The following is a 21,125-nucleotide window of genomic DNA, read 5'->3' as shown; positions in this document are numbered from 1 at the left end:
ACGAAGGGAATAATGACATGACAAATATAAAAACGTTAAAAAAAGAAGTTGCCCCTTATGAGAAGTCAACAACGAAAGAAAGTGTATGGCAGATGATCAATACGCTTGGACCATTCTTTCTATTATGGTTCCTTGCTTATCAAAGTCTGTCGATATCATACTGGCTCGCCCTCGTTCCAATCGTGATCGCCGCAGGATTCTTGACGAGGATTTTCATTATCTTTCATGATTGCACCCATTTCTCTTTCTTTAAAAGTCGTAAAGCCAACCGGGCAGTCGGAACGGCCATGGGTGTACTGACACTGTTCCCGTTCGATCAGTGGGGACATGATCATGCCGTCCATCATGCGACAAGTGGGAATCTGGATAAACGGGGAACCGGTGACATTTGGACCCTTACAATCGACGAATATATAGCAGCACCTTTGAAAACACGTTTAGCGTATCGTTTCTACCGCAATCCGTTCGTTATGTTCGTTCTGGGACCGATTTATGTATTCCTATTGAAAAATCGTTTCAACCGTAAGAACGCTCGTAAGAAAGAGCGCAATAACACGTATTTAGTGAATGTCATCATCGTGGCTCTCATTGCACTGCTTTCTGTCACGCTTGGATGGCAGGAATTTCTTCTTGTGCAAGGTTCGATCTTCATGGTTTCAGGTTCGATCGGAATCTGGTTATTCTATGTACAGCATACGTTTGAAGATTCCTATTTTGAAGAAGACAAAGAATGGCAATATGTGCTGGCAGCCGTGGAGGGAAGCTCATTCTATAAGCTTCCGAAGGTCATGCAGTTCCTGACTGGAAATATCGGCTATCACCATGTCCACCACCTCAGTCCAAGGGTACCGAATTACAAGCTGGAGCAAGCTCATGAAAATACGGAGCCACTACAGAATGTACCGACGATTTCACTCTTAACGAGCTTGAAATCCCTTCGCTTCAAGTTATGGGACGAAGAAAATAAGACGTTTGTAAGCTTTAGGGGCATCAAATCCTCAGCGAAATCAAGCGCGCGCATTTCCACAGAAGCCAAACCTGAATTATAAACGCAGCCGACTCTCCTTATGATATTCATATAAGGGGAGTCTTTACTTGATACGGTTCAAAAGGAGAGGACATATATGATTCGCATCGTGATAGCAGAGGATGAAGAATGGGTGTTAGGAACAATCGGCGCACTGCTCAGCCTTGAAGAAGACATGGAAATAGTGGGAAAGGCGAGGGACAGGGAGCATGCACTGGAACTCATCCACGACATGCAACCAGACATCCTTATCCTCGACATTGAACATCTCTTGAGGGACGGACCTCTTGACGTGCCGGAATGTCGACTGCTGGTACTCGCAACCTTCCCTAAAGAGGGATACCTGGAAAGGGTACAGGCAACCGGTGCAAAAGGTTACTTATTAAAGGATAGTCCGAGTGAAGAATTGACCTCTTCCATTCGCCGTATGATGATGGGGAAGCAAGTCTTTTCTTCCAAACTTGTGGAGAAGAAGGAACCTGCATTATACGAAATCCCCCATGCACCGGGACCGGTGAAGAAGAACTATTTCACGATGATCATGGACAAGATGAAGCATCCGACAGGGTGAATGATTCGTCAGCACCTCACACCATCACAGTGGGGGCTGACTTTTTTTATTTGTCATCATCAGAATCCCCCACTCATATACGTAATAAAATGTTAAAATGTAGAAAAAGAGCAGGAGGGGGAAATGAGTATGAATGGTGGAGGAGACTTTATGTTTCAAGTGGTCCCGATCTTCATTGGGATCATCTTTGTGATCGTGATTTCGTTCATTTTGTTTTCTGCCGTAAAAGGAGTATCACAGTGGAGTCAAAATAATCAATCGCCTGTCTTGAATGTAGGGGCTAAGGTGCTGGGGAAACGGACGGCTGTGAAAGGCGGAGGAGAAAGCAGGGCTTATAGCCATTATTACATCACCTTCGAAGTGGAAAGCGGAGACAGGATCGAATTAAAAGTGAATGATAAGAATTATGGAATGCTTGTAGAAGGGGACGAAGGGGATCTGACCTTCCAGGGCACGCGTTACCTCGGTTTCGAGCGTAGTCATCTTAAAGCGCAACAATAAAAGGAAGTCAAAGGGGGAGGATGCTCCCTTCTGACTTCCTTTTTATTAGAAAAATAGATTCAGGATATAAAAGAAGATGGCGGCAAGACTTGCCGAAATGGGCAATGTGATGACCCATGTGATCAACATTCTTTGAGCCGTTCCCCACTTCACACCCTTCAGTCTGTGAGCGGAACCCACTCCAAGAATGGAAGAAGAGATGACGTGTGTCGTACTGACGGGTAAGTGAATCGCCGTAGCCCCGAAAATGACGGCTGCTCCCGTCAAGTCAGCTGCCACACCATTCACCGGTCGGATCTTCATGATCTTTCCGCCAACGGTTTTGATGATCTTCCATCCGCCGATCGAGGTCCCGAGACCCATGGCCGTGGCACAGGAAACCTGAACCCACGTCTGGATATCATCGGAGGTTTGATAATTGTTCACGATCAAGGCCATGGTGATGATTCCCATCGCTTTTTGCGCATCGTTCGTACCATGGGTGAACGATTGAAGTGCCGCTGTTGCAATCTGAATCGAACGGAAATTTCGGTTCGTTTTCGCCAAATTTCGATTTTTGAAAACGACCTTGAATATGCTATAGATGATGAACCCGATGACAAAAGCCAATAGGGGTGAAAAAATCAACGCCTGGATGATTTTAATGAACCCTTTGTAATTCAACGCTGAGACACCAGCCGCCGCAATGGCAGCCCCTGCGATCGCCCCGATCAATGCATGGGAGGAACTGCTCGGTATCCCGTAATACCACGTCACTAAATTCCACGTAATCGCGGCAAGGAGCGCTGCCAGGATGACAATCGTCCCATTCTCCAAGGAAAAGGGGTCGACGATGTCCTTGGTGATCGTTTTGGCGACTCCTGTAAATGCGAGAGCTCCCGCGAAATTCATGACGGCTGCCAGGATGATGGCATGCCTGGGCTTTAGTGCCTTTGTCGATACAGCTGTCGCGATGGCATTGGCCGTATCGTGGAACCCGTTGATGAAATCAAATGCAAGGGCCCCCACAACGATAAGTATGGTTAAAATTAAGATTGTATCCATTCCTGCAAGACTCCTTAAGCATTCTTCATAATAATGGTTTCAAACGTGTTGGCCACATTTTGACAATAGTCTGCGATTTCCTCAAGCTCTTCATAGATCTCCTTGTATTGAATGATACGAATGGGATCTTTTTCTGTATGGAAGAGATGCTTGATGGATTGGCGGAGAATCCCATCACATTTTGATTCTAAATCTTTGATCTTGATGGCATGCTCTCTGATCTGGATCCATTTCTTTGTGGATAGCAGTTCGACAGCCGATTCAATCTCATCGGAACATTGACGGATCGCTTCGACAAACTTCAGCATATATTCATCTGCCTGAGTGATGGAATACATTTCAAACATGGCGGATGTATGCTCGAGCCCATCCAATACATCATCCATGCTCATAGCCAGGGCCAGGATATCTTCCCGTTCAATCGGTGTGATGAACACTTTGTTCAAGTCCAAAATGACTTCATGCACAAACGAATCCCCTTTTGTTTCATATTCCTTCATCTGACCGGAAAATTCTTTTAGGTCGCTAACATTATTCAGTTTATAATCAGCAAAATAATGCGCACTCTCTTTCAAATTACCAGCTATTTGACTAAGAAGAATAGCGAATTTATCCTTTTTCTTGAAAACCATATGTTCTCAAACCTCCACAAAATCTAGTTAGAATTTCTAAACCATTTAATAATAGCGTATATTGTCGAAAATAAGAAGAGGAAATCCATTCGTTTCCTGGAGCCTGAAAAGATAGAAAAAGGACCTGTAACCCGACTGTTAGGCAGTCAAGGTACCGGTCCTGTCTGTTATTACCATTCTTTTGGTTCGTAATCCAAATCCTGAAACAATCGCGCCTTTTCCTTTTTTGAAAGATCGCGCCACTGTCCGACAGGGAGATTTCCTAATTGTATATTCATGATCCGTGTACGCTGCAATCGGTATACCTCATATCCGAGGGCTTCACACATGCGGCGGATCTGTCGGTTTAACCCTTGGGTGAGGGTGATCTGAAATACATATTTCGAAATCTGCTCCACTTTACATGGCAGTGTTTTCGTTCCAAGAATCTTGACGCCCTCTGACATCTGCTTGAGGAAGTCTTCGGAAATCGGTCGGTCAACCGTAACGATGTATTCTTTCTCATGCTGGTTTTCCGCACGGAGGATTTCATTGACGATATCCCCGTCGTTCGTCAGGAGAATCAGTCCATCGGAGTCCTTGTCCAGGCGTCCGATATTGAATATTCGCAGGGGATGATTAACGAGATCCACGATATTCCCCTTGACCCCTTTTTCTGTTGTACTCGTTATTCCAACAGGCTTATTCAGAGCGATATATACATTATTCCGGGCGACCCTTACAGGTGCTCCGCTCACCAACACATCGTCACCTGGGTTCACCTGGTCACCGATCTTCGCCACACGTCCATTGATCGTGACCCTGCCTTCCGTGATCAACTTGTCGGCACCGCGTCTCGACGCCTTCCCAGCTTCACTGATATATTTATTAATTCGCATATTCAACACAACCTTATACTCAAAGTGATTATACTAAGAATATCGGACTGGCACGTTATTTTCAAGGAAATCCACATTCGCCCTTTTTGGAAGAAATCCCTTTACATTCACGCTGCGTCAACCTGTAAAGTAAGAAATGTCAGGAGGTGACATCATGGAATATACCGTCAAGAAATTAGGGGAGATCGCTGGGGTGAGCACAAGGACCATCCGTTATTATGATGAAATTGAGCTTCTGAAGCCGGCCAGGATCAATTCGTCAGGTTACAGGATCTACGGACAGGAAGAAGTCGACCGCCTGCAGCAGATCCTCTTTTACAAAGAATTAGGTGTTGGACTGGATGAAATCAAGGATATTCTCGATGATCCCGCCTTTGACGCAACACTTGCATTACGGGAACACCGGAAAATATTACTGAACAGACGCGCTCAGCTTGATCAACTGATTGCGAATGTCGATAAAACACTAGGTGTAAAAGAAGGGAGAATGACCATGTCGGATAAAGAAAAATTTAATGGATTCAAAGAAAAAATGGTGGAAGAGAATGAGAAAAAGTATGGGAAAGAAGTGAGGGGGAAATATGGTGACAAGAGTGTGGATGAATCCAACGCGAAAGTCATGAACATGTCAGAGGAAGAGTATGAAAAGGTCACGGGACTCGAGCAGGAAATCAAAAAAATGCTGGGAGAAGCATTTCAAGACGGTGATCCTGGAAGTGAAATGGCACAGAAAGCGGCTGATCTTCACAGACAGTGGATTTCCTTCTATTGGGGTCACTACAGCAAGGAAGCCCATGCAGGACTCTCCCAGATGTACGTGGACGATGAACGATTCAAGGCCTATTATGATGGGGAACAAGAGGGAGTGGCCGAATTCCTGAGGGATGCGATCCACATTTATACCGGGCAGAAAAAAGAAGTGGAATAAACAAGAAGTACCCTGACCGACTAATCCGTGTTATGATATGGGGACGAACTTGAAAGAACGAACCTCATCATAACGGAGTGAAAAAATGAGTAAACCTAAGAAAAAGAGCGGAACAGGCCAGGGCACCGGCAAAAAAGGCTGGAACCGGTGGCAGGCAGGCGCCAATAAGAAAAAGAGCAATAAGCCTTATACGAGTAAAGGTGTAAAACACGGAAACAAGCAGGAAGACTAAGAATGCACGTCCATTACCTTTTGGTAGTGGGCTTTTTTTCTGCAGCTAGGGGAATGGAATTGCCTCTTCTTTCTATATATAAAGAAAATGATGAAGAGCGACTTTCTCTAAAGCATTTTTTAGAAGTGAAAAAAGAATTTGCTATTTTTACGATTTCCTGTTATTCTAAGAAAGAATTATTTTTGTTCGGTCTGTAAGGAATGAAAGTATTTAAACTTTTCGCCTTTGATATCTAATTGAGCAATAATAGTAATAAATCGTGGATACAATGTCCACACAGGAGGATACACACATGCAAGAAGGTACAGTAAAATGGTTTAACGCAGAAAAAGGTTTCGGTTTCATCGAAATCGAAGGTGGAGAAGATGTATTCGTACATTTCTCAGCTATCCAAGGCGAAGGATTTAAATCTTTAGACGAAGGTCAAAAAGTTTCATTCGAAACTGAGCAAGGTCAACGCGGACTTCAAGCGACTAACGTTAACAAAATCTAATTGCTTTAAAAAGAAGGACTCTCTCTGAGGGTCCTTTTTTTTGCAAAAAAAAGTGCCTGCAATTAGGCACCTTTTTAGTTACGTCAATGCGTATTTTATGATTCCTTGAATGTAGATGAACGTTTCCTTCAACTCACATTCCCTGATCTTGATCTTTCCTTCTCTTTCTAATTCAGCTGCCACATTTTCAATGGTTTCTGCTTCTTCCCTGGATTCCACAGGAAGTTCGATCGTGAAAAAGTTTCCGCGACTTGTTTGATTCAGCTTTTTTAGTAATGTGCTTTTATTCATTCGGCCATCTCCTTTATATCTTTACTTTCGACAAAGAGGCGATATTCTCCTTTAAGGAGAGAGAGTGGGAGCGAATTTCCGGCCGGATTTGCTTTTTAACAGAATATCTGTTAATCTTAGTAAGAATTATTTTTGTTCGGTCTGTAAGGAAAGAATAAGTTTTAAACTTTTCGCCTTTGATATCTAACTTGAGCAACGATAGTAATAAATCGTGGATGCAATATCCACACAGGAGGATACACACATGCAAGAAGGTACAGTAAAATGGTTTAACGCAGAAAAAGGTTTCGGTTTCATCGAAATCGAAGGTGGAGAAGATGTATTCGTACATTTCTCAGCTATCCAAGGCGAAGGATTTAAATCTCTAGACGAAGGTCAAAAAGTTACATTTGACACTGAGCAAGGTCAACGTGGACTTCAAGCGACTAACGTTGTTAAAGCGTAATAGCTTTTAAGAAAAAAGGACTCTCTCAGGAGGGTCCTTTTTTTATTGGAGATGAGTCGTGGGTGGACAGGCCGCCTCCGCTTTAGGTGACTGCTAGCTCCGGCGGCTAGCCCCTCGAGGTCATAAGCTAAATAGGCCAGGAAGGCAAAAAACGCCTTCCCAGCCTATTCATCTTATGCTTGTCGGGGCTGAACGAGCCGCCTCCGCTTTAGGTGACTGCTAGCTCCGGCGGCTAGAGGCTCGAGGTCATAAGCTAAATGGACCAAGAAGGCAAAGAGCGCCTTCCCGGCCCATTCATCTTATGCTTGTCGCCTCTGGGCGAGCCGCCTGCGCTTTAGGGTATAAAAAGGGACCGACAGCGTTCGTCGGTCCCGGAGACAACATGTTACAAGTTAAAAATGGTTAGGTAAAGCATAACACACTATTGGGGGATTGCCTAAATAAATTTGAAAAGAATTTATGTTGGCGTGATTTTACGAATAGAATGTGTACTTTCCTATGAAAATAAGAAAAACTAAATGAGGTTATGATATGTCAATCAAACAGTTTAAGGATTATAAGCTCAGTGGAGAGATTGTCAGGGCGCTGTCCGGTTTAGGATATGAAGCTCCTACAGACGTACAATCCAAGGTACTCCCACTGGCTTTAGAGAAAAAAGATCTTGTTGTCCGTTCTCAAACGGGGAGCGGAAAGACGGCTTCTTTCGGGATTCCCCTATGCGAGATGGTGGAGTGGGAGGAAAATAAACCCCAGGCCCTGATTTTGACCCCGACACGGGAGCTTGCGGTTCAAGTCAAAGAAGACATTACGAATATTGGGAGATATAAGCGGATCAAAGCGGCAGCCGTATACGGGAAATCCCCTTTTCATCGCCAAAAGCTTGAGTTGAAACAGAAAAATCATATCGTCGTCGGTACACCGGGCCGTGTCCTCGACCATATTGAAAAAGGGACCTTTCCCCTGGATAAACTGGCGTACCTTGTCATTGATGAGGCCGATGAAATGCTAAATATGGGCTTTATCGATCAAGTAGAAGCGATTATTCAGGAACTGCCATCTGATCGTGTGACGCTGACATTCTCTGCGACATTACCAGAGGATGTCGAAGCACTCTGTCACAAATATATGAAGCAACCTGTTCATATTGAAATCAAGGCAACGGGAATCACGACGGATAAAATCGAGCATTCCGTTTTTGAAGTGAGGGAAGAGGAAAAGCTGTCCCTTCTGAAAAACGTGACAACTGTAGAAAATCCGGACAGCTGTATCATCTTTTGCCGGACGAAGGAAAATGTGGACACATTATGTGAAGAGCTGGACCGGTCAGGCTACCCTGTGGATAAAATCCATGGCGGCATGATCCAGGAAGCCAGATTTGAAGTGATGGACGATTTTAAGCGGGGAGATTTCCGGTACCTGGTGGCAACGGATGTGGCTGCGCGGGGGATCGATATAGAGAACATCACCCACGTGATAAATTATGATATGCCCATGGAGAAAGAAAGCTATGTACACCGCACTGGTAGAACGGGAAGAGCAGGTCAGACAGGTAAAGCGATTACGTTCTGCACGCCATATGAAGAGAAATTCCTTGATGAAATTGAGGGGTATATCGGATTTAAGATCCCTAAGCTTACGGCACCTACGCGGGAAGCTGTGGATAGGACGAAACAAGAGTTTGAACGGAAGCTTTCTGAGGAACCCGATTTTAAAATGGACAAAAGTCAGCAGCTGAATAGAGATATCATGAAGCTCTATTTCAATGGCGGGAAGAAAAAGAAAATAAGGGCAGTCGATTTTGTCGGAACGATTGCGAAGATCGATGGCGTGACGGCTGAAGACATCGGCATCATCACCATCCAGGAAAACCTTTCGTATGTGGAAATTCTCAATGGAAAAGGGCCGTTGGTGTTGCAGGCCATGAAGAAAACGACTGTAAAAGGGAAGATGCTTAAGGTACATGAAGCAAGGAAGTGAATGTAGTGACATTCTCCTGTGAGGAGGTCTTTTTTACATCCTGCAACATGGGGCACGATATGTCGGGTTGATAGGTTTCATTCTTGCTATTCTTAAGAAGAAGGAGGTCATGGAAATGGATACATTGAAGACGATGAATGACGCTTTACACTATATTGAAGAAAACCTGACAGAAGAAATCGATTATGAGAAAGTGGCCAGGCGTGCCTATTGCTCGGAATATCACTTTAAACGGATGTTTTCATTCCTTGCCGGGGTTTCACTGTCGGAATATATCCGACGACGTCGTTTGACCATGGCGGCACTTGAACTGCAAAACGGAAATGTAAAGGTGATTGATATAGCCTTAAAATATGGCTACGCATCACCCGATTCCTTTACGAGAGTCTTTCAAAAAATGCATGGGATCACTCCGTCACAAGCAAAGGGCCATTCCATCAAATCATTTCCACCGATGACCTTCCAATTATCCATCAAAGGAGGCAATGAAATGAATTATCGAATCGTAGAGAAAGAACCGTTTTCCATTGTAGGAATCATGAAACGGGTGCCCATCGTGTTTAATGGGGTGAATCCTGACATTGCAGGCATGTGGCAGAGTTTGGATGAAGACATGATCAAGAGGTTAAAGAGCCTATCTAATGTTGAACCACAAGGATTGATTAGTGCATCTGTCAACTTTTCCGAGGGCAGGATGGAAGAGAAGGGTGAGCTTGATCATTATATTGGCGCAGCCACAACAGAGGAATGCCCCGACGGCTTATCGAAACTTGATGTCCCTCGTTTAACTTGGGCAGTATTTGAAGTGGTCGGCCCATTTCCGGACACTCTGCAGCAGGTATGGGGGAGAATCTATTCGGAATGGTTCCCGACTTCAAGCTATGAACAAGCAGAAGGACCGGAGATATTGTGGAATGAAAGTAAAGATGTTACGTCTGAAGCGTTTCGGAGTGAGATATGGATACCGGTTAGGAAGAGGTAAGCAAGAGGCAGTGAATTCGTATGAATTCGCTGCTTTTTTACTGGTCGGGATTCCGAAAGGCTTCCGGCGGATATAGCCGGGATCTCATATGTTCCAAACCAATGTTATAGAAAAATAATATTGTAATCGTTTTCAACCTGTTGTATTATTCAGATAAAGGAAATCCGAAACGTTTTGGGAGATGTGCAAGTGACTACGATTAAAGATATTGCAAGAGTAGCTGGGGTGTCCGTTACGACGGTTTCAAGGGCGTTGAATGGATACTCGGATGTCAATGAAGATACAAGAAAGAAGATTGCCCAAGTGGCAAAAGAGTTGAATTACAGCCCGAATTCCATTGCACGGAGTCTGGTGATGAAGAAATCGAAAACGATTGGATTACTCGTTTCCGGATTCACGAAGGAAAGTGTGAAGGATAATTTTATCGTGGAAGTTCTTGCGGGCATTAATGATTTTGTGTCAGGTTCTGATTACGACCTTGTGTTATTTAATACGAATTCATCGAAGCAGCGAGAAAAGACTTACACACAGCTTTGCAAGGAACGAAGAGTTGATGGAGTAATCATCCAGGGGATCAGAACCGATGATCCTTATTTACATGAAGTGGTGGAAAGTGATATTCCCTGTGTATTGATTGATATTCCCCTTGAGTCTACGAATGTAAGTCATGTGACAACAGATAATGTGTTGGGGGCTGAAAAAGCGGTCCGGCATTTAATCGACCAGGGCCACAGGAATATCGGGATGATCAATGGGCACGAGTTTGCGTTTGTCAGTCAGCAGCGACTGGAAGGCTATCATGCCGCCTTGCATCAAGCACAAATAGAAAGTAAACCCGCCTACATTGTAAACGGCGCATTTACTGAAGAAAGCGGAAGGGCAGCAGCCCATGGATTGCTTTCCTCAAACCCGGAAATCACAGCCATCTTTTGCTCCAGTGATTTAATGGCCATCGGGGCAATGAGTGCTGCGAAAGAGTTGGGTTTTAGGATCCCGGAAGATCTTTCGATTGTGGGATATGATGATATCCTGCTTGCTTCATATGTGAGCCCTAAGCTTACGACCATCCAGCAAAATAAATTTCAATTGGGTTATGAAGCTGCAAAATTATTGTGGGATTTGTTAACGAATCAGTCTGAAACCCATCGGATGGTGTTGGAAACGAAGTTGATCGAGAGGGGAAGTACGATCTGCATAACCGAATAAGAGTTGGTGAGTGATTTCACGGACCAGCTATTATTCAGGAGGAAATCCGAAACGTTTTGGGTGATAAGTATATATTTTTTTACTCTATTACCAAAACGTTTCGGAAAAAGTGAAAACCATATGTAAAAGTGGGAGGAACCGATATGAACTACCGAGTGATTAAAGAAAACAACTTATTTCTTCTTACAGATGAACAGGGAGATATCACTTCAGAACATAGTTACGGGCTGGGATTATACAAGAATGACACGAGGTATTTAAGCAAGTTAAATGTGAAAATCAATCATCAAAAACCGATTCTATTACACTCTGATGGATCTGAAAATTATATGTCTACGATTCTATCGACAAATCCCCACCAGGAAGAGGAGGGCCATCTTATTCTTTGGCGGGAATCCGTCGAGATCGAACGTAAGCGCTTTATTTATGATGATGTGTTATATGAAACGATCAAAACAAAAAACTATTACCCAAAGCCGGTTTCGTTCGAGTTGAGTATAGAAGTCGATGTGGACTTTAACGATATGTTCATCGTCCGCGGATTCCAAACGGGAAAGGTAGGGAATAGAACGGGACAGAAAGTGGAAGATCAATCCCTCGTCTTCCAATACGAAGGAGCAGACGGTATCAATCGCGCGACCAACATTCACTGGGATGCAGAGGCGAAAAGTGTGAATGAAACTGGAGAGGTCACCTTCCAGGTGGGGCTTCAGCATGAGGAAGAGCGATCCATTACATTGATGATCGTGCCTCTGGAAAATGGAGAAACGAGAGATGACATTTTACCGGTCGAAGAGGCTCTTCAAAGATTAAGAGTTTCTTATAAAGAATGGGCCGCTGGGTTAACAAAGGTAGAAACCGATTACGAACCGCTTCAGCGTCTGGTGGACAGGGGGTTATCCGATCTTAGGGTGTTATTGAACGACACTGGATACGGTAAGTTTCCTGTAGCTGGTCTGCCTTGGTTCGGGGTACCATTTGGTCGGGATAGTCTTATTGCGGCGCTGCAAATGATTGCCTTCCAGCCACAGGTTGCGAAAGGCACCCTGTTCACGATGGCGAGCGAGCAAGGAACGAAGGTGGATCCATGGAGAGACGAACAACCAGGGAAGATCATGCATGAAATTCGCTACGGAGAGCTTGCAAATACGAACCAGATTCCGTTCACGCCTTATTACGGGACGATTGATGCCACACCGTTATTCCTTGTCCTTCTAACGGAGTATGTGAAATGGACGGGTGATTTTGGCACATTCCGAAAGCTTTCAGACAATGTAAAGAGCGCATTGAAGTGGATCGACCAATATGGTGATCGTGATGGAGATCTATTCCTTGAGTATCACCAGGAATCTTCCAAAGGAATTGCCAATCAGGGCTGGAAGGATTCAGGGGATTCCGTCGTCCACAGAAACGGGGACTACGCGGATACGCCGATTGCATTGGTAGAGGTCCAAGGCTATGTGTACCAGGCAAAACGGGGACTGGCTGCCATTTATGAAGCACTTGAGGACCATGATACAGCCTCCAGATTAAAGGCAGAAGCGAAAAACCTCCAAGAGCGGTTTGAACAGGAGTTTTGGATGGAAGACCTTGAATTCTACGCCATCGCTCTTGATCGCAAGAAAGAAAAGGTAGGTACCATTACTTCGAATCCCGGGCATGTGTTGTATTCAGAAATGATGACAGGAAACCGTGCTGAAAAAGTCAGTCAAACCTTAACTGGTGACAGTATGTTCTCCGGTTATGGAATCCGTACGATGGGGAAAGGGGAAGCAGGCTATAACCCGATGAGCTACCATGATGGAAGTGTGTGGCCACATGATAACAGTATGACTTTGCTAGGATTAAGCAAGCTGGGATTAACGGCTGAAGCGAAGAAGGTCATGAGTGGGCTGATTGATGCGTCCCATCATTTCGAATACGACCGCTTGCCCGAATTATTCTGCGGATACGAGTCAACGATCGGAAAGGCAGTAAAGTATCCTGTCGCATGTTCTCCGCAGGCGTGGGCAGCGGGGACACCTCTTGTGTTTGTTCAATCTTTATTGGGGCTTTTCCCGAATAGCCTTCAAAAAGAGATCCATTTACATCCGATTTTACTCAATGGGATGAATACCTTAACGGTTCAAAATATAGCGATTGGTGAGGGAGTGCTTTCTCTCTCCGTGGTGCGAAATGGTGACAAAGTAGAGACCACCATTATGGAAAACACAACGGGCTATAACATTGTAAAAGAAAAACAAACAGTTTAGGTACACCTGGGAATAAGCTTCCTATTTTTCATAAATCAATAAAGGGGTTGGAAGAAATGGTGAAAATGAAGTGGATGGCGAGTTTAGGAATGACGACGATGTTAGTGGGATCAGTGCTTGCGGGCTGCAGCGGTTCGGATGAGAAAGCAAGTTCAAACGGTGGCGAAAATGGTGAAAAAGTGGAAATCACCTTAGCCGGCTGGGGAGGGAATCCTTCAGAGCAAAAGCTCCTTAAGCAAACCCTTGAAGACTTTGAAGCGAAGCATCCAAATATCGATGTAAAGCACGAAGTCATTTCCGAGCAGTACATGGATGTCTTGAAAACACGCTTGATCGGTGGCGAAGGACCGGATGTCTTTTATCTCGATGCCCTGGAAGCACCTGCACTGATTGATACCGGGGTTGTGGAACCACTTGATGATTATGTGACGGAAGACTTTGATGTGAAAGATTTCGAGAAGCCGATGCTTGAAGCATTTCAAGTTGATGGAAAAACGTATGGATTTCCGAAAGATTACTCGACTTTAGCGCTCTTTTATAATAAGAAGATGTTTGAAGAGGCGGGCGTCGAAGTTCCGAAAACATGGGAAGAACTCCGTGAAGTTTCAAAGGCCCTGACGAAAGAGGGCGTCTATGGATTTGGTGTCGCACCTGAGCTTGCCCGTCTTTACCACATCGCACAGGCAACAGGTGGGGAAGTCGTAAAGGATGACAAAGCGAACTTTGCTTCTGATAAAGTGGTGAATGCCCTTCAGCCTATCATTGACCAGCATAATGAAGACAAAACCTCTGCTCAGGCTTCAGAAGTGGGAGCGAACTGGGGTGGAGAAATGTTCGGACAACAAAAAGCAGCCATGGTCATAGAAGGAAACTGGGCGATTCCATTCTTAGCGGATACGTTCCCGGATGTTGATTATGGAACGGCTGAATTACCGACCATTGATGGGAAAAAAGGAACAATGGCTTATACGGTGGGATATGTGATGAATGCTGCCTCTGAAAAGAAGGAAGCTTCATGGGAGCTGATTTCGTATCTGACAGGTAAAGAAGGAATGGAAACATGGACGTCCAAAGGATTTGCCCTTCCGACACGTAAGTCAGTTGCTGAAAAATTAGGGTATGACAAAGATGAATTACGCGGTGCACTGGTAGCAGGAGCACCATATGCAACAGTTTGGGCAGAAGGAAAGAACCTGCCGATCATCATGAATAACTTTAACAACCAGTTCATTGCGGCGTTCCTCGGAGACCGTCCATTGGATGAAGCTTTGAAGGAAGCACAGGAACAGGCGAATAGCGAAATTCAATAATCTTTCTAAAGGTACCTGGCACTCATGAACGTGTCAGGTACAACTTTACCATTGACTGTATTCTTTCTTTTTAGGTCTTGTCTTGTAGACCTTGGCGGAAAGAATACAGGTAATAGGTGTGGGTTAACGAGACAGATAGAAAGTAGGGATAAGAATGAACAAGCCATCTTCCAAAAAGAGATTAAAAGATGCAGGACAAGGATACTTATTTATGTCACCGACACTGTTGGTATTAGCCGTGTTTATCATTGGACCGATTCTATATGCCATTTTTTTATCCTTTCATAAAGTTCAACTCCTTGGTGATATGAGTTTCGATTTTGTGGCTTTTGACAATTTTACCCGGATCATGGAAGACAACCGGGCGATCATTGCATTGAAAAACACAGCGAAATACGTGCTGATCGTGGTACCGACACAAACCTTCCTCGCACTGGTATTAGCAGCCACGTTAAATGCAGGATTAAAGGGTGAGAAGCTGTTCCGGATCGTCTACTTTTTGCCGACGTTAACCTCTTCAGCCGTATTGACCCTGATCTTCATGTGGATGTACAACAAAGAAGGATTGATCAATAACATATTAGGTAAAGTCGGTTTGCCCACCTACAATTTTCTGGGGGATCCCGATATAGCCTTGAATGCCATCATGTTGATGAATATTTGGGCGACGGCGCCGTTTTTCATGGTGATTTATCTCGCTGCCCTTCAGGATATTCCCGACTCGTTATACGAAGCCGCTGAACTGGACGGAGCGAGTGCCATTCAGAAGTTCTTCTATGTGACTGTTCCGTTCCTCAGACCGGTTACATCCTTCGTCGTGATCATGGGAGTCATCGGCACGTTCCAGTTGTTTGATCAATCGTATATTTTCTCAGGGGGATCCGGAGGACCCAATAACTCGACGTTAACGGTCGTGCTCTTAATCTATCAATATGCGTTTAAATCATTGGGATCCATGGGATATGCAGCGGCCCTCGCCTTTGCACTGGCTCTCATCATCCTGGTAGCAACCTTGATACAACGTAAATTCTCTAAAGAAGAATCACTCTATTAATGGGGGGACTAAAGCATGAATTCAAAGAAAAAGACGTTCAGTAAACGTCTCCTGTACATCGTTTTGATCGGCTATGCCATCACGACCCTGATCCCATTTCTATGGGCACTGTCTTCTTCATTTAAAACGCTGGAAGAAATCATTAGCGGGACCATGAATTTCATACCCAGAAATTTCACTTTAGATAATTATAAACAAATCTTCATCAAACAGGATCTGTTTCCAAGATGGCTGTTCAACAGTCTGTTCATTGCTGTAGTCGGTACCGGGTTGAATATCATTTTTAATTCCATGTCGGGGTATGCCTTGGCACGATTGAGCTTTCCTGGGAAAAAGGCATTGTTCATCATAATCCTGGCTGTCCTGATGATCCCTGCACAGGTCACCATGATTCCGAATTACTTAATTTTAAAGGAAATCGGATGGCTTAACTCGTATCAAGGGATGATTGTACCGGCCATGATCAATGCGACCTTCATCTTCATGATGAGACAATTCTTCATCAACTTCCCGAAGGAACTGGAAGAGGCGGCTCAAATCGATGGTCTCAGCCGTTTCGGTATCTTCTTTAAAGTTGTCTTGCCATTGGCAAAACCGGCCCTGGCTGCACAGGCGATCTTTGTATTTATGGGCTTTTGGAACAACTTTATGACCCCATTGATCGTTATGACGGATACGGAAATGTACACGCTGCCGTTAGGGTTGAACACCTTCAAAGGACAGTATGTCAGCTATTGGAATTACATCATGGCCGCATCGATGGTGTTTACACTTCCTGTTCTGTTGTTGTATGCATTCTTTAATCGGTACTTTATTAAGGGGATTTCGTTTACAGGGGGGAAATAGCAGTATGGGGGAGCTTCCAAAACAGAAGCTCTCTTTTTTGAGTCAATTATGGTACATGTACGTCGGTCATTTCCGAATCTATTATGATCAAAAAAAGCGAACCCTATAAGGATTCGCTTCTCTTATATCATGCCCCAGCCCAAACATCCTTCGCGTATCGACCATTGTCTTCCAATGATCTGAGCCACTTATCGGCTTCTTCTTTCGATGTTTGATAGAAACGCATGTAGCTTTCTACTAATGTCTTTTCTACATCCGGAGCCATCTTGCTTCCGTCCCCACAGATGTATAGTCGTCCGCCTTCTTTCAATAATGGCAGGATATCTTCTGCATTTTCTGCGAGTCGGTGCTGGACGTATGCTTTTTCTTGACCCGGGCATCTTGAGAATGCGGTGTGAAGTGTGACGATCCCTTCTTGTTCCGCCTTCTCCAATTCGTTCTGGTACAGGTAATCGTGCTCAGGATTTCGGCAACCAAAGTAGAGATGTGCTTCGCCGAGTAATTTTCCTTGTTCCTTCAGAATGCTCCGTGCCTGGATGAATCCTCTGAATGGAGCGATTCCCGTTCCGGGTCCGATCATGACAATCGGGGTTTCCGTATCCTCTGGAAGCTGGAAGTTCGATTGCGGTGTAGAGATAAAGCAGGCGACTTTGTCTCCTAGGGATCGCTCTGCCAGATAGTTGGATGCGATTCCTTTGTATTCACCATGCCCGCTCCACGCATCTCCACGGACAACGCTGACGGTGATGGTTGCTTCTCCGTTTTTGTATAAAGGTGAGCTTGAAATCGAATAATAGCGTGCCTTCAATGATGGAAGAAGTGCAAGGAAACTTTCAAACGGTATTTCACATGCCATGTACTTTTCCACAAGATCGAGCATCGTTAAACGTTTACTTAATACCGCTTCTTTATACGTCTCATCCTTCAACAATTCCTCAAGCTCAACGACGTGAGGAGGGCAGACGGTATGAGCGGCCAGGGTCCTGATTTGAGAACGGGTAGCGGGTTCTTGGAACTCTACATAATTGGCCAGTAACTCATAAAGTTTGACAGGCTTCTCTGTAGGGAGGTGCGCCGCTTTACCGGAATCCCCCGTCAATGTAACGAAATCCTGTCCGTTCAGGTTGAATCGACTGAGCACTCGCTCGACAAGAGACGACGGATTTTGCGGAAGAACCCCGATATGGTCGCCTTCCTGATAGGTAACACCTTCTGGCAGCATGAGGCTGATATGTCTCGTACTCCTGCCGCTTTCTGCGTGGTGTAACTCTGTATTCTCATTTACCACTGCGGTAAAGGCATGGTGTGTGCGTGCCAGCGGTGTGTCGCTCACGTCACTGACATAATTCATGGTAATCGAGCTATTTGATCCATCGTTCTGATGCAGTTCGATGTTCAAGTCATCAGCCAGATTCGGCCAAAGGGAGTCTGCCCATTTTTCATAATCCCCTTCAAAGTCATCGCTTGCATCTCCGTGGCCGATATCCGCGATGCGGTGTCCGCCTTTTTCAAACAGCTGTTCATCTATGAAGTTAGGGATCCTCTGATACGTAGTCGCCCAGTTATGGTCACCGCATCCGAACACTGCGTAATGAACCCCTTTAAAGTCATCAGGCCCACTTTCTTTCAGCATGGAAATGAATTGACCTGCATTGTCAGGCGGGTTTCCGTTGTAGGAAGCAGAGACCATGATGACTGCTCCTTCTGTTGGGAGTCCATCACTGTATTCATCCAATGAAGCGATCTCTGTACGGAATCCTTGTTGACGGCCGGTTTCCCCCAGATCCCGGGCGATTCCTTCCGCCGTTCCCATGTTTGAACCATAGAGGACGAGCAAGGGCGTGCCGTGGGATGATTCAACCGGGACAGATGCAGCCGCTTTTTCGGGTTTTGCTTCTTCGGAGGAAGCGATTGAGAATGCCATGGCAGGCTTACGGGGTGAAACCCGCATCGTCAATCCATCAGGCTTGAGAGTCAGCGTCTCTTTGACGTCCAGTTGATAGTCTTGATGATCGATCAGGTCAAAATGCTGCAGGACCATTCCGAGCACCAGTGTCGCTTCATGAAGGGCGAACTGCTGTCCGATGCAGGCACGCTGTCCATTACCGAACGGTTTGTATGCGTGATAGGGAATGGAAGACGGGTCCTCGAATCTTTCAGGAATGAAGGCTTCCACGTCTTCTCCCCATACGGATGTATCCCGGTGTAATTCAGGAATGACAAGTGTGAACACATCATCTTTTTTGACATCATATTGGCCGCCAAGAGTTGTGTCGTCTTTGGCATATACAGAAAATGCAGGGGCGGTAGGCCACAGTCTCAGCGTTTCATTCAAGACCATGCGGACATACTTCAACTGTTTCACTTGCTTATAGTCAGGAATGGAATCTCCCACCACGCGATCGACTTCCTCCTGAGCCTTTTTCAATTTTTCCCGATTGTTCATCAGGTAGTAAAGGGCGAAGGAGAGGAGTCCACTTGTGGTTTCATGACCTGCAATCAAGAAGGTAATGATTTGAAAGCGGATGTTCTCGTCACTGAGCGCCTCGCCTGTTTCTGGATCTGTTCCTTTCAACATATAGGAGAGGAGATCTTCTTCCCCTTGATCCCCGTTTGCCTTGCGGTCGGCAATCAAGTCGTCGACAAGGGAGAACATGTACTCGATGTCTTCCCTGAATTGTTTCTTTGATTTGATCATCAGTTTATCTTGAAGCCCGAGGCGCTGTGATTGGTTCATCGCTTCATCCAGAGCCCGCACCATACTATCGACAAAGGGGTGGGAGGTTTCCCGGTAGAAGCTGTTAAAACGGTAATTGAAACCACAGAGTCCAATGGTATCCAGGGTCAGACGGGTCATATCCTCAGGGACATCGATCTCATCTGCTGGGTTTAGGCGTGCCCATTTTTGGATGAGCTGGGTGGCGAGATCCACCATCTTTGAGTGGTAGCCTTTCATGGCCTGCTGGCTGAAACTTGGCAGCAGGATATTATGCGCCTTCTTCCAGTTCATCTCTGTCGTTTCGCTGGTGAAAAGTCCGTCTCCACCGAAGGCTCTCACTTTTTGCAGGGCCGGTCCGACTTTTTTATCAAAACGGGTTTCATCGCATATTTCTTTTGCAAGGGAAGCGCTGGACACAAAGGTGCTCATTCTGCCTGGAAATTGGAACTGATAGATGGGTCCCAGTTCTCTGGCAAGCTTCATAAATGATTGTAGTGGTTTTTCTTTATCGATTACGGGCAAACTCCCGAGTGGTCCATAGGTTTTCGGTTGTGGGTATTGAGATTGTTGTGTCATGGTTCATTCACCTCGTATAGTAGTTTGGTTGTCTCCGGAATGAACGTTCATTCCGCATGGGATGTGAGAAACGAATCGCTTCTCACATATGTAATCGAACAGCGTCCCACATACTTTCCTCTACATCTGAAAGCATGGAGGTATCAGGCTCTAATTCCCCGATCCGGACAAGCCGCTGAAGCTCGAGAAAGGCACCATAAAGGATGGCGATCAAAGCCGTCGAAGGCAGATTCTTGATGACCTTCTTCTCTTTACCAGAATCGAAGAAGCATTTAAATAGATTCAACAGTTCTTCGAAGCATGTGTGACTTTCTTCATTAAGGAAATGGGCGCTGCTGTGTGTTCGGATGAAGTAGAGCGCCTGACTCTGTTCTTTTGTAAATTGAATCATCGATTGGAAAATATGATGAAATTGATTCCGTATCGACTGCTCATAAGGGAAATCATTTTCCACCGTATTCGTAAAAATCTTCACATATTCTTGAAAAATCGTATTCCCAAGGACTTCTTTATTTTCAAAATAGCGATAGATGGTTCCTGCTCCCACGCCTGCGGACGAGGCAATCATGGGAATTGTCGTGGCGTCATAACCCCGCTCTGCAAATAGAACCAGTGAACTCGCTACAATGCTGTCCCGCTTATTTAATGCCATTGACATACCAACTCAGCCTTTCATAACGGTAATGCGGAATGAATGTTCATTCCAGTATAGTGTATACCCATGTGAAAGTGTTCTCAATCACACGAAATACCCATTATTTGTGAAGGTTTTGTTAAGAAGGGGTATGGCCCTTTTTTTCTTTTCTATTATAAATGCCGGTCCAACTCTATCAATTTTTCATAGAATAAGTTTGTAAGAGAGCTCACTTACTAGAGTCATGAATAGAAAGGGGGGATTCTATATGCCGTTAGGTCTTGTTACCTTTCTAATTGCCGTACTATTGCTGGTCGCTTGGTTGTTGGTATCAATCTTGGCTCCAAACAGCAATCTTGTATCTTTATTGAAAGATGCTGTTTGCAGTACTTTGGGATGCTAATCTAGGTTCTTTTAAGAGGGACGGACCTCCAAATGCCTTTCATTCGAGGATGAAACAGGCACTGTGGAGGTCCGTCCCTCTCTATGTTTACTATTTCACATAAAGGGAAAATACTCTCCATGAG

The 21,125-nt window shown here is 45.0% G+C and carries 20 protein-coding genes; 14 read left to right on the top strand and 6 right to left on the bottom strand.

Annotated elements, in window-relative coordinates; translation table 11 throughout:
- Positions 1-17: 17 nt before the first annotated feature.
- The 3 genes from N5C46_RS08905 to N5C46_RS08895 all read left to right on the top strand — a co-directional run bounded on the left by N5C46_RS08905 (position 18) and on the right by N5C46_RS08895 (position 2,099).
- Positions 18-1,049: a Delta(5) desaturase DesA gene (locus N5C46_RS08905; RefSeq protein WP_261751742.1), complete on the top strand. Its 1,032-nt coding sequence runs from the start codon at positions 18-20 to the stop codon at positions 1,047-1,049.
- Between the two features lie 75 nt (positions 1,050-1,124).
- A complete protein-coding gene (locus N5C46_RS08900) occupies positions 1,125-1,598 on the top strand; it encodes a response regulator (protein ID WP_261751741.1) in 474 nt (157 codons plus the stop codon).
- Positions 1,599-1,727: 129 nt separating this feature from the next.
- Entirely contained in the window at positions 1,728-2,099 is a 372-nt protein-coding gene (locus N5C46_RS08895) for a DUF2500 domain-containing protein (protein ID WP_261752318.1), read from the top strand.
- A 45-nt stretch (positions 2,100-2,144) separates the two neighbouring features.
- On the opposite strand, the gene N5C46_RS08890 is transcribed toward N5C46_RS08895, so the two are convergent.
- From N5C46_RS08890 to rluF, 3 genes are all read right to left on the bottom strand, one after another.
- The gene (locus tag N5C46_RS08890; RefSeq protein ID WP_261751740.1) at positions 2,145-3,143 is read right to left on the bottom strand and encodes an inorganic phosphate transporter; all 999 of its coding nucleotides are present in this window, start codon (positions 3,141-3,143) and stop codon (positions 2,145-2,147) included.
- A gap of 14 nt (positions 3,144-3,157) precedes the next feature.
- Positions 3,158-3,775, bottom strand: a complete 618-nt coding sequence (locus N5C46_RS08885) for a DUF47 domain-containing protein (protein ID WP_079531227.1) — start codon at positions 3,773-3,775, stop codon at positions 3,158-3,160.
- A gap of 170 nt (positions 3,776-3,945) precedes the next feature.
- A complete protein-coding gene (gene rluF, locus N5C46_RS08880) occupies positions 3,946-4,653 on the bottom strand; it encodes a 23S rRNA pseudouridine(2604) synthase RluF (RefSeq protein WP_261751739.1) in 708 nt (235 codons plus the stop codon).
- Between the two features lie 154 nt (positions 4,654-4,807).
- Between rluF and N5C46_RS08875 the strand changes: the two genes are divergently transcribed.
- The 3 genes from N5C46_RS08875 (at position 4,808) to N5C46_RS08865 (ending at position 6,306) form a co-directional block, all read left to right on the top strand.
- Positions 4,808-5,581, top strand: a complete 774-nt coding sequence (locus N5C46_RS08875; RefSeq protein ID WP_261751738.1) for a MerR family transcriptional regulator — start codon at positions 4,808-4,810, stop codon at positions 5,579-5,581.
- Between the two features lie 85 nt (positions 5,582-5,666).
- Complete coding sequence (locus N5C46_RS08870) at positions 5,667-5,813, top strand: DUF3934 family protein (RefSeq protein WP_082386265.1); 147 nt, start codon at positions 5,667-5,669, stop codon at positions 5,811-5,813.
- Between the two features lie 292 nt (positions 5,814-6,105).
- Complete coding sequence (locus N5C46_RS08865) at positions 6,106-6,306, top strand: cold-shock protein (RefSeq protein ID WP_034762311.1); 201 nt, start codon at positions 6,106-6,108, stop codon at positions 6,304-6,306.
- A gap of 78 nt (positions 6,307-6,384) precedes the next feature.
- Here the strand turns inward: N5C46_RS08865 and N5C46_RS08860 are convergent, their stop codons facing one another.
- Entirely contained in the window at positions 6,385-6,597 is a 213-nt protein-coding gene (locus N5C46_RS08860; RefSeq protein ID WP_261751737.1) for a hypothetical protein, read from the bottom strand.
- Between the two features lie 244 nt (positions 6,598-6,841).
- On the opposite strand from N5C46_RS08860, the gene N5C46_RS08855 reads away from it, so the two are divergent.
- From N5C46_RS08855 to N5C46_RS08820, 8 genes are all read left to right on the top strand, one after another.
- A complete protein-coding gene (locus tag N5C46_RS08855) occupies positions 6,842-7,042 on the top strand; it encodes a cold-shock protein (protein WP_034762315.1) in 201 nt (66 codons plus the stop codon).
- A 531-nt stretch (positions 7,043-7,573) separates the two neighbouring features.
- Positions 7,574-9,019: a DEAD/DEAH box helicase gene (locus tag N5C46_RS08850; protein ID WP_261751736.1), complete on the top strand. Its 1,446-nt coding sequence runs from the start codon at positions 7,574-7,576 to the stop codon at positions 9,017-9,019.
- 115 nt (positions 9,020-9,134) lie between these two features.
- Positions 9,135-10,001, top strand: a complete 867-nt coding sequence (locus N5C46_RS08845) for an AraC family transcriptional regulator (RefSeq protein ID WP_261751735.1) — start codon at positions 9,135-9,137, stop codon at positions 9,999-10,001.
- Positions 10,002-10,190: 189 nt separating this feature from the next.
- Positions 10,191-11,207, top strand: coding sequence for a LacI family DNA-binding transcriptional regulator (locus N5C46_RS08840; RefSeq protein ID WP_261751734.1), 1,017 nt, complete (start codon positions 10,191-10,193; stop codon positions 11,205-11,207).
- A 143-nt stretch (positions 11,208-11,350) separates the two neighbouring features.
- The gene (locus N5C46_RS08835) at positions 11,351-13,459 is read left to right on the top strand and encodes an amylo-alpha-1,6-glucosidase (RefSeq protein WP_261751733.1); all 2,109 of its coding nucleotides are present in this window, start codon (positions 11,351-11,353) and stop codon (positions 13,457-13,459) included.
- Positions 13,460-13,515: 56 nt separating this feature from the next.
- Positions 13,516-14,769, top strand: a complete 1,254-nt coding sequence (locus tag N5C46_RS08830; RefSeq protein ID WP_261751732.1) for an ABC transporter substrate-binding protein — start codon at positions 13,516-13,518, stop codon at positions 14,767-14,769.
- A 154-nt stretch (positions 14,770-14,923) separates the two neighbouring features.
- Positions 14,924-15,823 (top strand): carbohydrate ABC transporter permease, encoded by a 900-nt coding sequence (locus N5C46_RS08825; protein WP_261751731.1) that lies wholly within the window; start codon positions 14,924-14,926, stop codon positions 15,821-15,823.
- Positions 15,824-15,838: 15 nt separating this feature from the next.
- Positions 15,839-16,669, top strand: coding sequence for a carbohydrate ABC transporter permease (locus N5C46_RS08820; protein ID WP_261751730.1), 831 nt, complete (start codon positions 15,839-15,841; stop codon positions 16,667-16,669).
- A 127-nt stretch (positions 16,670-16,796) separates the two neighbouring features.
- Here N5C46_RS08820 and N5C46_RS08815 read toward each other — a convergent pair whose 3' ends face one another.
- Positions 16,797-19,964, bottom strand: coding sequence for a bifunctional cytochrome P450/NADPH--P450 reductase (locus N5C46_RS08815; RefSeq protein ID WP_261751729.1), 3,168 nt, complete (start codon positions 19,962-19,964; stop codon positions 16,797-16,799).
- A gap of 82 nt (positions 19,965-20,046) precedes the next feature.
- Complete coding sequence (locus tag N5C46_RS08810) at positions 20,047-20,616, bottom strand: TetR/AcrR family transcriptional regulator (protein WP_261751727.1); 570 nt, start codon at positions 20,614-20,616, stop codon at positions 20,047-20,049.
- Positions 20,617-21,125 lie beyond the last annotated feature (509 nt).

Source organism: Rossellomorea vietnamensis, assembly GCF_025398035.1.
Lineage (GTDB): Bacteria > Bacillota > Bacilli > Bacillales > Bacillaceae_B > Rossellomorea > Rossellomorea vietnamensis_B.
This window is presented reverse-complemented; position numbering and strand designations above follow the sequence as displayed.

Bases quoted from the DNA above. Each gene is read 5' to 3' on its own strand.
- N5C46_RS08825 (WP_261751731.1), top strand. From the start codon at position 14,924: ATGAACAAGCCATCTTCCAAAAAGAGATTAAAAGATGCAGGACAAGGA.
- N5C46_RS08875 (WP_261751738.1), top strand. From the start codon at position 4,808: ATGGAATATACCGTCAAGAAATTAGGGGAGATCGCTGGGGTGAGCACA.
- rluF (WP_261751739.1), bottom strand. From the start codon at position 4,653: ATGCGAATTAATAAATATATCAGTGAAGCTGGGAAGGCGTCGAGACGC.
- N5C46_RS08860 (WP_261751737.1), bottom strand. From the start codon at position 6,597: ATGAATAAAAGCACATTACTAAAAAAGCTGAATCAAACAAGTCGCGGA.
- N5C46_RS08905 (WP_261751742.1), top strand. From the start codon at position 18: ATGACAAATATAAAAACGTTAAAAAAAGAAGTTGCCCCTTATGAGAAG.
- N5C46_RS08855 (WP_034762315.1), top strand. From the start codon at position 6,842: ATGCAAGAAGGTACAGTAAAATGGTTTAACGCAGAAAAAGGTTTCGGT.
- N5C46_RS08810 (WP_261751727.1), bottom strand. From the start codon at position 20,616: ATGGCATTAAATAAGCGGGACAGCATTGTAGCGAGTTCACTGGTTCTA.
- N5C46_RS08900 (WP_261751741.1), top strand. From the start codon at position 1,125: ATGATTCGCATCGTGATAGCAGAGGATGAAGAATGGGTGTTAGGAACA.
- N5C46_RS08845 (WP_261751735.1), top strand. From the start codon at position 9,135: ATGGATACATTGAAGACGATGAATGACGCTTTACACTATATTGAAGAA.
- N5C46_RS08895 (WP_261752318.1), top strand. From the start codon at position 1,728: ATGAATGGTGGAGGAGACTTTATGTTTCAAGTGGTCCCGATCTTCATT.
- N5C46_RS08890 (WP_261751740.1), bottom strand. From the start codon at position 3,143: ATGGATACAATCTTAATTTTAACCATACTTATCGTTGTGGGGGCCCTT.
- N5C46_RS08865 (WP_034762311.1), top strand. From the start codon at position 6,106: ATGCAAGAAGGTACAGTAAAATGGTTTAACGCAGAAAAAGGTTTCGGT.
- N5C46_RS08870 (WP_082386265.1), top strand. From the start codon at position 5,667: ATGAGTAAACCTAAGAAAAAGAGCGGAACAGGCCAGGGCACCGGCAAA.
- N5C46_RS08815 (WP_261751729.1), bottom strand. From the start codon at position 19,964: ATGACACAACAATCTCAATACCCACAACCGAAAACCTATGGACCACTC.
- N5C46_RS08830 (WP_261751732.1), top strand. From the start codon at position 13,516: ATGGTGAAAATGAAGTGGATGGCGAGTTTAGGAATGACGACGATGTTA.
- N5C46_RS08835 (WP_261751733.1), top strand. From the start codon at position 11,351: ATGAACTACCGAGTGATTAAAGAAAACAACTTATTTCTTCTTACAGAT.
- N5C46_RS08820 (WP_261751730.1), top strand. From the start codon at position 15,839: ATGAATTCAAAGAAAAAGACGTTCAGTAAACGTCTCCTGTACATCGTT.
- N5C46_RS08885 (WP_079531227.1), bottom strand. From the start codon at position 3,775: ATGGTTTTCAAGAAAAAGGATAAATTCGCTATTCTTCTTAGTCAAATA.
- N5C46_RS08850 (WP_261751736.1), top strand. From the start codon at position 7,574: ATGTCAATCAAACAGTTTAAGGATTATAAGCTCAGTGGAGAGATTGTC.